Source organism: Acidovorax sp. KPB24-03 (genome assembly GCF_057546605.1).
In genome coordinates, this window is the sequence record NZ_BAAJYR010000950.1 from 1 (window position 1) to 560 (window position 560).

Consider the following 560-nt stretch of genomic DNA (forward strand, 5'->3'; position numbering starts at 1 on the left):
CCCAGGCGGCCCACGGCCGCGTCGCACGCGTGGCGGCCGTGGCGCAGCTATGCGGTGATCCGGGCGTGGACGCTGGGGAGCACGCCCGCGGCATCGGGGGCGCCCACCCCGCAATCACTATCAAAAACATAGCAATATGCCGGCGCATTCATTGTGCTGGAGCCACTTTTTACCTTGGATTCGATCATGCAGTTCCATCCCCTCACCGTGCAAAGCCGCACGCCCACCCCGTTGGGCGATGTGCGCCTGTCCGCCTCGCCGCTGGGCCTGTCGGGCCTGTGGTTCGACGGCCAGCGCCACCAGCCCGAGGCGTTTCTCGACGGCCCCGGCGCCTGTCCCGTGGACGACGCCCACCCGCTGCTGCGGCGGGCCACGGCCCAGTTCCACGAATACCTGGACGGCCGGCGCACCCGCTTCGACCTGCCGCTGGACCTGTCGGGCGGCACGCCGTTCCAGCAGGCCGTGTGGCAGGCGCTGCTGGGCATTCCCTGCGGCGCCACCACCAGCTACGGTGCCCTGAGCCGCCTGCTGGAGCGGCCGCTGGCCGTGCGCGCCGTGGG

Annotated in this window: 1 protein-coding gene; it reads left to right on the top strand. The window is 71.4% G+C overall.

Annotation, left to right across the window (positions count from 1 at the left end; translation table 11 throughout):
* Positions 1 to 186: 186 nt before the first annotated feature.
* Positions 187 to 560 (top strand): methylated-DNA--[protein]-cysteine S-methyltransferase (locus tag AC27KI_RS26970; protein ID WP_487116980.1); only part of this gene is annotated, 374 nt, incomplete at its 3' end.